Annotated in this window: 6 protein-coding genes; all 6 read right to left on the bottom strand. The window is 66.3% G+C overall.

Translation table 11 applies throughout. The features are described from left to right. Positions 1-21 precede the first annotated feature (21 nt). Genes CAL26_RS10015 through CAL26_RS09990 form a run of 6 tightly spaced genes read right to left on the bottom strand, consistent with a single transcriptional unit; the run spans position 22 to position 12,152 of the window. Positions 22-6,042 (bottom strand): ADP-ribosyltransferase-containing protein, encoded by a 6,021-nt coding sequence (locus CAL26_RS10015; protein WP_094846715.1) that lies wholly within the window; start codon positions 6,040-6,042, stop codon positions 22-24. Continuing rightward, positions 6,032-8,248 carry a transglycosylase SLT domain-containing protein gene (locus CAL26_RS10010; protein ID WP_094846714.1) on the bottom strand — a complete coding sequence of 739 codons (2,217 nt, stop codon included), beginning with the start codon at positions 8,246-8,248 and terminating at the stop codon, positions 6,032-6,034. Before CAL26_RS10010 ends, CAL26_RS10015 begins: the two co-directional genes overlap by 11 nt. Continuing rightward, entirely contained in the window at positions 8,248-8,745 is a 498-nt protein-coding gene (locus tag CAL26_RS10005) for a virion core protein, T7 gp14 family (RefSeq protein ID WP_094846713.1), read from the bottom strand. Before CAL26_RS10005 ends, CAL26_RS10010 begins: the two co-directional genes overlap by 1 nt. Then, the gene (locus CAL26_RS10000) at positions 8,706-9,221 is read right to left on the bottom strand and encodes a hypothetical protein (RefSeq protein WP_094846712.1); all 516 of its coding nucleotides are present in this window, start codon (positions 9,219-9,221) and stop codon (positions 8,706-8,708) included. Before CAL26_RS10000 ends, CAL26_RS10005 begins: the two co-directional genes overlap by 40 nt. Then, on the bottom strand, positions 9,211-11,511 hold the full coding sequence (locus CAL26_RS09995; protein WP_143277401.1) for a phage nozzle protein: 2,301 nt from the start codon (positions 11,509-11,511) through the stop codon (positions 9,211-9,213). The genes CAL26_RS10000 and CAL26_RS09995 overlap by 11 nt, the downstream gene beginning before the upstream one ends. Next, the gene (locus CAL26_RS09990; protein WP_094846710.1) at positions 11,511-12,152 is read right to left on the bottom strand and encodes a hypothetical protein; all 642 of its coding nucleotides are present in this window, start codon (positions 12,150-12,152) and stop codon (positions 11,511-11,513) included. The genes CAL26_RS09995 and CAL26_RS09990 overlap by 1 nt, the downstream gene beginning before the upstream one ends. Between the last annotated feature and the right edge of the window lie 39 nt (positions 12,153-12,191).

Below are 12,191 nucleotides of genomic sequence, written 5' to 3'. Positions count from 1 at the left end.
GCCGCGCTGCGGTAAGCGCACCTATCGCCGCGGCGCCCCCAGCAGGATGGCTTGCGGCCCGGCATCGCCGTGCAGCCACGCATTGAAGCCCGTCACCACATCGGATATCAGCTTGCCGGGCAAACCGGTCAGGTAGCCGGCGCCCATGATGGCGTTCTTCACGTCGTAGGTTTCGGCGTCGCCCTCGAAAATCTTGGCCACCGATTTGGCCCCTTTTACGATGCCTTCGCCGGCCGACTGCACGGGGCTGAGTTTGTATCCATAGTTGTGCATATCGCTGTCGAACGACGCCCAGGTGAACGACGCCAGATCGCGGATGATGGGGAACATGCCGGCGCCGTACATCGTGATGGCGCGCGCGAACCGCTTGCCCAGCTCGTCGTCATCGTCGTCACCCGACCCGCCGCCCGTGATCTCGGTCAGGATGGCGGGCACGATGACCAGGGCCAGCACGTTGGCCGTGAACCGCGCGACGGCTACGCCCGGCCGGGTAGCCGCTTCCTGTTTGGCGATGGCGCCGGCGCGCACCAGCTGCTGCAGCTGCCCGCTGAAATAGCTGTAGAACATGGTGAATACGCGCTTCAGTTGCCCGTACCCGCCATGCCCGGACATGATGCGCGGCAGATCCACCTCGCGGCCGCTGCCCTGCGTTTGCCGCACGATGTGGTCGGCGTAGTCCACGGCCCTGGCCGTGTCGTTGTCGAACTTACCCATGCCGTCCTTGAACGCGGCGTTCCACACGGGGATGGCCACGCCGCGGTCCACGAAACCCATCAGGCCGAGCATAGCGGCGGTGTCGGGCAGAATCTTGCCGCGCACGGTCAGCTTGCCGATCGAGTCTTGCAGGTCGCGGTCAAAGCTGTTGAACCGCGAGCGCATGTACTGCGACTGGTTCATGGTGAACCGGATACGCTCGGCCATCTGCGGGCTGTAGAACTTCGCCACCTCCAGCGAGAGATTGCCGGCGTTCACGCGCGTAAATGCCGGCACGATGCCGATCAGGTTCTGGAGCGCGGTCTTCACGCCGGACATCAGCACGACGACGGTATTCTTGCGCGCGATCGACAGCGTTTTTTCAACAAACCCAGTCGGGTTGCGCGGCGGTGCGGCCACCTCGCGCACGCGCGTAACCAGCGCACGATACGGCGCCACGCCGGCTATGGTCTTGATCGAGGACTGAATGGCCTTGTCGTTCAGCAGCCGCATGGTGTCGGCCACCGCTTCGCGATACGCCAGGTCGTGCACGGTTTCGTTCACGGCCTCGGCGAACACGCCCAGGTCCAGGCGCGGGCGCATCGTCACGCCCTGCACGCGCTGGGTGCTGCTGCCCTGATTCGTCTTGGCCGCCATGCCCATGCCGCCGCCCAGCAGCTCCTTGACGGCCGCGCCTTCGTCCAGGCGGAACGCGCGCTCGTCCAGATCAGTGTCGTACTTCAGGCGGAAATAGCCGCCGGGCATATCGCCGTGGCGCGTGGTGAACGGCACGGGCTCCACCTTCGGCGGGGACGTGCCGCGCGTACGCTCATTCAGGGCCTTCAGCTCCGGCCACAGCTTGTTGTCGAACAGGTTCCAGATACCGCGCGCCAGGGCCAGGTCGCGCGCGTCCAGCACATCGATGATGGCCTGCTGCTGGCGGTCGGTCCACCCGTAGTTGGTCATGCGCTCGCGGCCTTCGGCGTTGCCATAGAGCAGCGCCACGACGAGCGCATTCTCGCGCGTCAGGCTGTCGTTGATGGCCGGGATGAAAATGCCCTTGCGGCCGTACAGCACGCGCTCTTTCGCGTTCCACTGCTTGAAGAGCGGCTTCAGCTCCTTGTAAATCTGCTCCAGCTTCAGCGCCTTCCAGTTGGCACGGGCATCCATGCGCCCGAACAGGGACTCGTGCACCTGCCCGAACTGGCCACCCTCCATGATGTTCAGGATGGTTTCCGCGTTCAGGAATTCGCCGGCGAAGTTCTCGCCCAGCTTTTCGACGGCGCGGCCCAGGCTCGGCACGAAGCTGGGGCCGCGCTCCACAGGCGTGCCGTCGGGCGCGAAGGCGCCCGGGTGGAATTCGCGCAGCCGCGACAGGATTGCGTCGCGCTCGTCGGCGAACGTCATCGCGCGCAGCGCCATGTATTGCTGCTGTTCCCGCCGGCCCAACAGGGCGAGCTGCCGCGCGCTGTCCACCAGCCCGCGGAACTCTTCGACCGTCATATCCTTGTAGTGCTTGCGGTAGTTCTCGTTCAGAATGAAGTCCGGCAGGTCGGGCACGACGGCCGACAGCTTGTCGGATTCCGACACCACGAATTCAGCCAGGGACTGCTTGGCCTGGTCGATCTGGGCCAGCGATTGCCCGGTGCGCAGGTCGAAGCGCGCCAGCAGGTTGTTCAGCTGCGCCAGCCCTTCGCCGCGCATGCCGGACTGCGTGCCGCTGGTCGCCAGCCGCTTCAGGTAGGCCACGCCCTTGTCGACGTCCTGCAGCGCTTTCATGGCCGAGCGCGCGGCGTAGTTGTTGATGAGCTGGCGCTTTTTCTCGGTGGCGGCCGTCTGGATGTCGGCTTTCTTCAGCGCGGCCTCGGCCTGCCGGCCGGCGCGCTGCTCGGCCGCCATGTACTGCGCGGGCTTCACGTCGCGCACGCGCTGGCGCGCCACGGTGGCATCGGCGAACTGGCGCGCCGCGCGCGTCAGCACCGAACGCTGCCCCAGCGCTTTCTGCAATGCGTTGATCTCGGTGGCGATGAATCGCGCGCGGGCATCGTTGTGCACCGCCTCGTCGGCCGCGCGGCTGATCGCCTGCATGTCCGACAGGTCGCCGTAACGCTCCAGCATGCGCTGGTCGGTCATGCGGTCAATCTTCGTCCTGGCCGGCTCTTCGTTCAACAGCGCGCGCACCAGCTCGTCGCCCGACTTGTAGCCGTAGCGCTCGGCCACGATGTCGGGATTCAGGCCGTCCTCGGACAGCATGCCGTACTGGCCGTAGCCCAGTTTGCTCCAGTCCAGCAGCGCATAGCGATCGCCTTCGCCCGCGTACAGGTCTTCCAGCGCGCTGATTTTCAGCTTGTGCGGTCCTTCCACCGGCTCATTCGTCACCGGGTCGACGCCGCGTTTCAGGAACGTGCGGGCCTGGTTCACGGGCTCGGCCATGACCTCGGCCTGCACCTCGGCGCGTACGGACTTGCGCCGGTCGGCCGCTTCCTTTTGCAGCTCGCGCACCGCGCGGCTCTTGGCGTTCGACAGCCACCGCATGTCACGAATCGACCGGCGCTCCAACTGCTCCACCGCGTCCTGCGTGGCCTCCAGGCCCAGGGACTGGTACTGGTTGAACTCTTCCGGCGTCATGCCAGCCGCTTCAGCGTCGTTGAACAGCGGCACATAGCCCTGCTGCGCCTCGGTTTCCTGGATCTGCTCGGTGGACGCCAGCATGCGGTCGAACACGCCGCGCACCTCGTCGGACAGTTCCACGTGCAGATTGGCCAGCGACCGGTACGTGGCCAGCAGCCACGCGCGGAAGCGCTGGAAAACGCCTTGCAGCTCGTTGGACGGCGCCTTGCCTTCCATCAAATAGGCTTCGAAGCCGCGGGCCAGCTGTTCGTGGTGCGGCCGCTGCGCTTCCAGGTCCATGGCACGCCAGGCGGCCAAGTCTTTCACGCCGAACCAATCCAGCAGCTTCTGCATGTCGTCGCGCACGGATGCCGGCGCGTCTGGTTGGCTCGCCATGTCGGCCATCACTTCCAGGTAGAAGTGCCCCGACTCGTGCAGGAACGTGGAGAGATCCGCGTTCTTCAGCAGGTTGATGGTGTTGGTGTCGACGTTGAACGAGCCGCGCTCGCCCTGGTGAACGATGTTTGGGTCGTTGGCGTCGAAGGTGCCGCGGTTGCCGATAGCGCTTTTTATCTGCTCCGGTGAGAACACAACGTAATCACCGCGCGCATCTATGATGCCATCATGGCCCGCGGCCTTCGCTTCCCGAATAACTTCCGCCTGCCTGGATACCGCATAGTCCACGTACAGCGGATTCTCCATGCGCAAATGCACCGGGTACAACGCTCCACGTGCGCCCGCTTCGTACGATGCCGGGTCAGCGGTAAAAGTCGCTTCGCGTGCGTAATGCGCCGCTTCGTCCGGCTGGTTGGTGAAGAAATAACCTTCACGCGCGCCCTCATCCCCTGTAGCCATACCAAGCAAAGCAGGATCGAAAGCAGTAAAGTCTGCCGCGGTACCGTGATACACCGTCAACGGCGCACCCCGCTCGTCCACCACTTTGCTGTCACCGAACCACTTTTTGAATTCCGGCGTTTCCGTCTGCCCGGCCTGGTTCAGCTGCCCGAAGCCCTCGGCCTGGATGTTCAGCGGATACCGGGCCGCCATTTCCTCGGGCGACAGGCCGATGCGCGCGCCCTGTACCGCGTAGAAATTCGCGGTCATGTTGGCGTACGCGCTGTTCACGTCGGGCGTGAACCGGCCGGCCTGGTTCAGCTGCTCCAGCACCTGGGCCTGCACGCGCTCGCGCGACTGCTTGAAAGCGTCATCGGGCGTGCGCTCGGCGAGCACGGCTTCGACCTCGGCGCGCAGCTGCTCACCCTGGTTCGCCATGTATTCCTGCGCTTCGGCCTGCGTCATGCCGGCCGGGTCGGTCTTCAGGTGCGGCAGCAGCGACTGCGACAGCTCGGTGCCCGCCACGCGGGCGGCGAATTCGTCCAACGGGATGCGCACGTCGCCGCCCAGCGCGATGGCCTCGGGCAGCTGCTGGGCGACCGACGGCGACGCCGCAGCCAGGGCCTGCAGGTCGACGCCAGACTGCGCCAGGTTCTGCGCGCTGATGTAGACGTCCTGCACCGGGCCGTCCTGCATGGCGTGCGCGACAAAATCCTGGAAGCTCTGCGCGTCGCGCGGGCGCACTTTGCTGGCGGCCGCGGCCTGGTCCATATCGGCCAGGGCCTGGCCGTCGGTGAGCGCAGCCTCGGCGGCGCGCTGGCGGCCGGTGAATCGGTCGCTGGCGACCTGGGCCGCCTTGCCCACGCCGGACGCGGCGCCGGCCGCCACAACGGTGGCCACCAGCGTCTGCACGGCCGCGTCGGGCCGCTCTGCCGCAAACTCGGACAAGCTCTTGCCTGGGTTCAGCACGGCCCACTCGTTGGCGTCCTGCAGCAGCGTCGCCAGCTGCTCGCCGGGGATCTCGGCCGCCAGCTGGCGCATGACGAAACGGCCCACCGGCGTGCCCACCTGCAGGTCGTGCAGGAAGCGGCCGACGGGCAGCTTTTCGGTGGCGTATTCGATGGCGGCCTGCGACGACGCGAAGGCCAGTGCGCCTACCGGGCTCACGCCCGCGTCGCGTGCCTGACCGTAGGACTGGCCGCCCTGCAGGGCTGACATGCCGCCCAGCGCAAACAGCGGGTTGCCGGTGGCGATTGCCAGCGGCAGGACAATGCCCATTTGCCCCAGCGACTGCAACCCGCTGTAGACGCCCGCCTCCACGTTCCCCGTGGACTGCGGCATCAGATCGCCCGCGGCCTTTTCCTCTGACTTGGCGGCGCCGGCCGCGCCCGCGGCGAAACGCCGCAGGGGGTTCTCCGGCAGGATCGTGCCCACGAGCGGATCCACCAGCGGCGCCACGTTCTCGGCGCCGGCCTGTGCCAGGCGCCATATGCTGCCCGCCGCCGCCGGCACGGCGGACGCCAGCGCGGAGGCGCCGTTGCCGATCGCCTTGGTGGTGCGCTCCACCAGGGTGAGATTGTCGGTGTCGTCGTGCGAAATCTTCGCGTTTTCCCGGTCGGCCAGATAGGCGGCCGTCGTCGGGAAGTCGCGCGCCAGCGCGTCGAAGTCGGTCCCCTGGATCGTCGCGGTGCGCTTCACCTCGTCCGGGTAGGCACGCACGGAATCGATCGGCACGCCAGTGCGCTGCGCAACCTGGCGCAGCTCGGCCTCCAGATCCGGGTTGCTGCCCAAGGACGAGGCGACCGATACGCGCGCGGCCATGGCCGGATCGCGCGGGATCGGATTGTTCAGGTCGTTCAGGTAGGCCGCGACCGCCGCGCCAGTATCCAGGTCTTCAGCTGCCATTGGCGAAATTCCGAGTGTTGTTCAGATACCACTGTGACCGGCTGGCCTGGGCGTTGTCCTGCGCCTGCAGCGCGCGCCAGTAGGCGCCGAGCACGTCAGCGTCCGACGGGTCGGCAATGCCTGCGGCCTTGAAGTCGTTCTTGATGCGGTCTTTCACCGGGCCGGGGATATCGCCCACCTTCATGGTCAGGCGCCGGCCGGTGCTATCCGGTAGCCATCCGTTATCAATCACAGTGGTCTTGGCGAATTGCCCATCGATGAAGCGCTCCACCTCGGCATCGGTCATCTGCTTGCCGGTGACGCGCTGCTGCGCCAGGATGCCGTCGTTGATCCATTTGCGAATCGCGCCTACACGGGCGGCATCGGTGCCGCCGTCCGTCGGTGTGGGGTCGATGCGCAGCGTTTGCAGCCGCGTGTTCAGCACCTGGTTGATGGCCGACGTGTTCAGCTTGTCGGCTGCGTCCGTAGCGGTGCCACGCTGCTTGGCAAAGGTCTGCCAGTCTGATTGCGACAACTCGCTGCGCAGCGCGTAGAACTCATCGTTGGACAGGCTGTTGAGGGTGTTCGGGTCGCTCAGGCGCTGATAGACAGCGGGGTTCGTGATGTCGTCGCCCTTGGCGATTCGCGAGCCGTAGGACAGCAGCTGGTCCACCTTGTCGGGCGGCACGTTCGCGCGCACGTCCAGCGGCAGATCGGACCAGCGCCCGCCATTCTGCTCCAGCGCCCGCATGGCGCCGGCCACCGATTCGTCCTCGCGCTGCTTGATGGCCTTGTTCATCAGCTCGTACTGCTGCGACAGCGCCTCGGTCGTAATCTTCAGGAGCCGCGGGTTGCCATCGCCGATCTGCGCGCGGGCCTGCTGCTGCAGCTCCAGCAGCGTCGGCTTCGGCGGCGCGCCGTCGCCCGCCGCATAGCGGCTCATGACGTTGCGCACGTACGGAATAGTTTCCTGCGGCTTCGGCAGGTACTGCATCCAGTTGGCCGAATCGCCGGCCTCCTTGGCTTTCGCCATGGCCTTGTCGACGTTGCCGGGGCCCGCGTTGTAGGCGGCCAGCGCGGTGGTCAGATTGCCGTTGTAGTTGCGCAACATGGCGGCCAGGTAATCGCGGCCCACGCGGGCGCGCTCTTCCGGGCTGTCATCGCGCGCGGGCGTGACGCCGTAGCCGGGATCCTGGTTGGTGGTGTCCAGCACCTGCATGCGGCCCTTGGCGCCGGCCGGCGACGTGACGAGCGAGCCGTCCGCATTGAAGTCGCGGTTGCCGCTTTCGTCCTGCGCCACTGCGCCTACCAGGCCGCCCGGCGCGGGGCCGGCCAGACTCGACAGGCGATCCAGCGGGCCGGGCTGCAACCGCGGGCTCGCACCGCCGATGATCTTGTTGGCCACCGCCGTGCCCAGCTGCGTGTCGGCCTGCTTGGTCAGCACGTCGGACGCGCGCAGCAGATCGTCCGGCGCCATCTTGTCGGAATAGCGGCGCAGGTAGCTCACCGCTGCGCCGAAGTCGTCAGACTGCATGGCGCCGGTGATGGCGCCCATCACGGCCTTGCTGGTCTGCTGGCGAGAGAACGATATGGCCTCTTCGGCGGACTTGCCCTGCATGCGCGCCAGGTCGATGGCGCTGGCGTCGATCGACTTCAGCGCATCATCCACCTTGGCCGGGTCGTTGTAGAAGCGCGTGGCGGTGTCGATCTGGTTGTTGATCGTGCCCTGGCGCACGGACATGCCGTATTCGTTTTGCTGGTCCGCCAGCCACTTCATCGTCTGCCCACGGAACTGGGTGACGATGTTGTTGGATTGCAACTTGAATAGGCGTTGCTGCTCGGCGTTGCCCAGCGTGCCGGCGATGCTGTCGATGTCGCCCTGCAGCTTGCCGGTATATTCGTCCGGCAGGGCCTGACCGTTCGGCCGGTTCAGCGCCGCCTGTCCCTTCAAGGACAGATATCCCTGGTTCGGGTCGAACGTGTAGTTCAGGACTTTCTCGCGCGCCTGATTCAGCGCGTCGTCCACGCGCAGCTGGTCGGCCCGCTGGTTGGCGATACGCTGTTGCGCCACCATCGTGTCGCCCAGCCCGCTGAGCGCGGCGCCTGCCTGCTGCTCCTGCGCCGCACCGACGCCGAACAGCGCGCCGGACGCAACCGAACTCTGCCGTGCGCCGGGCAGCGGGGTATCGGCAACCTGCGGCGTTTGGTAGATAGGTACGCGCGGCATCAGCTCGCCCCCATGCCGCTGGCGCCGTAGTACCTGGCGGCGCTGGTCAGCAGCGACGTGCCGGCGGCGTTCGACGGGCTAATCTTGTCGGCATTCGTGGCCAGCAGCCCGGAATTGTCGACGTAGTTCTGCCCCTGCGTGCGGTACCCCCACGCCTGCCGTGCGGCATTATCCCGGATCGTGAGCGCGTCTTGCTCGCCCATGTAGTCGGTGCCGGCCAGGATATCCAGCGCGGACCCCCCGCCCAGGGACACGCCGTTGGCCGCGAGCGCGGCGCGCTGCGTGCCTTTGAGCTGGGCGGTTTGCTGGCGGGATTTCGCCTCGGCGTCGACGCCTTGCTGCTCGGCGTCCTCGGCCTGCCATTCCGCATACTGCGCGTTGTTGGCGGAAACCTGGGCCTGGTAGCCAAGGGCGTCTTTCTGGGCCTGCGCCTGGTCGGCGGCACCCTTTGCCGAAACTACAGCCCCGGCGGCGGCGATAACAAGAGGCCAGCACATGGCGGTCGGATCCTGGACATGGAGAATCGATAGAAGAGTTCCCCATTCACCCCGACCGGCAGGGGCTCGTCCGCCACCGTGTAGCCCATGGCCTTCAGCCAGCGGATGCTTACGGTGTTTCGGACGTCCACGTAGTTCACCAGAGTGTGGTAAATAGACAACCCGAAAGCAGAGTAATGGCGGCCCAATCGAGTAAGCGCACGCGGTGCGCGATAGAACGCCGAGGTGCCGGACATCCACGGGATGCCCACCTCTGGATCCCTCGGCGCGCGCGTCACGCCGATCAAGGCCGCCAGGTCGCCGTCCACAGTGACGCACCACCGATGCGGCGCCGATGCGATCGATTCCTTGATGGCCTCCAGCAGATCGCCGCGGCAGGACGCCTGCAATTCGATGAGGTCCGCCGGCCGGATGTCGGCCAGCAGCGCCTCGGCGTCGCCTTCCTGGATATCTCGCACTTCGACGTTAGCCGCCAATTGCCGCCTCCGAGCACATAGATACGACAGTCACCGGCAGCGGACGGGCCTGGCGCACGCACAGTTGCCCGTCCGTGCTCCAGTTGTTTCTCACAGGTATCTCGATCTCGCCAGAAATCAGTCGCGGCGGCGTGCCCATCGGCTCGTTTGTGCGCTGTTTGAACTCGACAAGGCTCTCGAAATCCGGCCCGGCCTGGATCGCCGACGATTCGCGCACGCGTGCAAACACCTTGTTGATGTTCTTCGGCCGGCCGGCGCCGAAGGCCTGGGCCTGTTCCACAGCGAACGGCAGCGTTTGCAGGTCCGCCGTAATCGGCAACCCGATATGCACGGTGCTGGCGGAATGCTCCAGCTCCACCACACCGCCAGTGACCACGCGCGGCGCCATCACGGCGCCGTCGGCGAGTATGGCAACCGTCAGCCCTTCAAGGTGGTGCAGCCCCGTCACGCCGCCCACGGGCGCGCCCTGGTAGGTCAGGCCGCAGTCCACAAAGAACGCATCCGCCAGCTGCTGGAATCGCCGCGTGTGCAGCCGTTCGACATAGCGCACCGTGCGGCCCTGCACCGTGCGGCGCACGATGACGTACAGCGATTCTTCCCGGCCTTCGTTGATCGTGGTGCAGGATTCAAAAAAGCCGCCCACGGTATCGTGCTGGTGCCAGCCCACCACTTTCTGGTCGGGCACATAGGTGGTACCCAGCAGCGTGCCGTCGGCGCGCACGCTCCACACGATCGGCACCGGCGCGCGCATGAATGCCATGTCGGAGATCGAATAATCCTCCAGCAGGTGCGTGGCCAGGATGGATATGTCGCTCGGCACGTAGCCGCCCGCGTCGTTGTTGTAGACGACTTCCTGCAGGTGGCCGTCGCGGTTGGCCGAAAAGATGAGCCGGTTGTTCGCCACGACCGGCTGCACGTTGCTGGATCCGGTATAGCTCTGTGGCTTCACTGCCACGGACGTGGGGGTGAGCACGTCGGTGCCGGCCGTCGTCAGCCGCCATTCGGCGTCGCTGGTCAGCATCATCATATCGGCCAGCGGCACCAAGTGGCGCATCACGTTGACCTGTGACGCCGCCACGCGCAGCACGATGGCATCGTCATCGCGCGACGGAATCGAGGACGACATATTGCTTTCGGTGCCGGTGCGCGTGAGCCACACCGTTTGCGGTCGGTTCAGCGTGCCGGCGAAGACGCGGCGCTGCTGGATGTAGCCCACGGCGCTGGGGTAATTGCCGGTGCTGGTGAACGGGTCGTTGTTCTCCGGCGGCGTCTTTGTGACGTCCTCGTCGATGTTGTCGTCCCGGAAAAACCCATCGGTGCCGGGCGTCTGCCCGACGTACCCGAAGATGTTGGAATCGCTCGCCTTGTAGACGTTGTGGCGCACGGCGCCCGGCACGGCCGTCCACGTCAGGTCGTTGTGCGCGCCGTTCAGCGTCAGGTCGTTGGTGCAGGTGGCGACGTTAGAGGCGATGGATTCCTCCAGCGTGTTCGGCGCCACGGCCGTGACGACGTAGCTGAAGTTCTGGTTGTTGGCCGTGCCGGAGCCGGCGAAGGCGTTGGCCACCAGGTCGGTCGGGCCGGGCAGCGTGGGGCCGAACGCGATCGTGCTCAGCGTCCAGGACGTGGCGCCCAGGCGGCGCAGCTCGCGCGGCGCATACGACGGATGCACGATGGTCAGCACGTCGCCGGACTGAACGTAGTGCAGGTCCTCCAGATCCGCCTCCAGGTACGGCGTGCCGATCTCGTAGACGCGCAGCGCAGCGCCACCCGCCACGTAGGGCGGCATGCCGGTGGTGTCCATGCCGTTGCCGTTGAGCTGGAACAGCGAGAAAGTGTTCGACGTAACATTGCCGATGAAGAACTTCCGCCCATTCAGCGCAACCTGTCCTGCGATGCCCGTGATGTACACGGTATCACCCTGGCTGTAGCCGTGCGCGGGCGCCGTCACGACGGCAGGCAGCGCGTTCGACACGTTGGTAATGGTCTTCGGCGCCTCCAGCAGCGTGCTGCCCTGGGTGTGGAACCGCACGTACTGATCGCCGAACTCCATGGCGAAGGTTTGTTCGGTGTTGAACGCGAAGCGCAGCAGCCGCGACCGCTTGCTGCTGTCCTTCGTTTCCGCCACGAATTCAGTGCCTGGCCGGTTCTGCGCCGGGCCATGCGGCAGCGTCCAGAAGTTGCGGCACAATGCCAGGCCGGTCTGGAAGTTGGCCAGGTCCATGCGGGAGAACAGTTCCGGGCTGATCTCCCCGCCGGCAAAGCTGCGCGCAATCCCTCGTACGTTCGGCATCAGTAGCCCCCGCGCGCCGCGATCCAGTCCGGGCGATGGTCTTTGTATCCGGTGTCCACCTTGCGGCCGCGCATGTCGGCCACGCGAGCGTTCGCAATCTGCGATTGGTAGACGCCCAGGCACTCGCGCGCCTTGGTGGCGCCAGCGTCGCCCTTGATGATCGGGCCGGCCAGGTAGGACGCCAGCAGCCACGCCAGCGCGTCCAGGAACAGCGGCGTGAACTTGGTCGGATCGTCGACAACACGCGTGTACTTCAGGATGGCGCTGGGCGTGTCGCAGATGATGAGCTTCGACCCGTTGGCCGCCACCTCGGTATCGAAGTAGTCGCCGTTCGCGTCGTCCGCACCTGGCGTAAGCACCGCCGTGGGCTGCAGGCAATCGGCCGGCATGGCGTAGGCGTAGCGGCCGACATAGGGGTTGCCGTCGTCGCCCGGCGCCATGACCACGGCGAGATACACCCGGCGCACGGCGAAGCTCCACGGAAACCCCTGGTCCTGCAATGCGACATCGCGCGCCACCGGGTAGAAGCGCGCGATATGGTCCGCGTAGGCGCTACCTTCCGGGGGGTTGATTGACGACACCTCCGCGGCTTCGCCGAGGTGCCCCAGCGCGAGATTGCCAATGTCGATTACGGATGCCATGGGATCGTCCTGTGAAAACGGGGGCCGCGGCCCCCGTTT

Origin of the sequence: Bordetella genomosp. 9 (assembly GCF_002261425.1) — a bacterium.
Classification (GTDB): domain Bacteria; phylum Pseudomonadota; class Gammaproteobacteria; order Burkholderiales; family Burkholderiaceae_B; genus Bordetella_C.
Note: the sequence above shows the minus strand (reverse complement) of the source record. Positions and strands in the feature narration are given on the sequence as shown.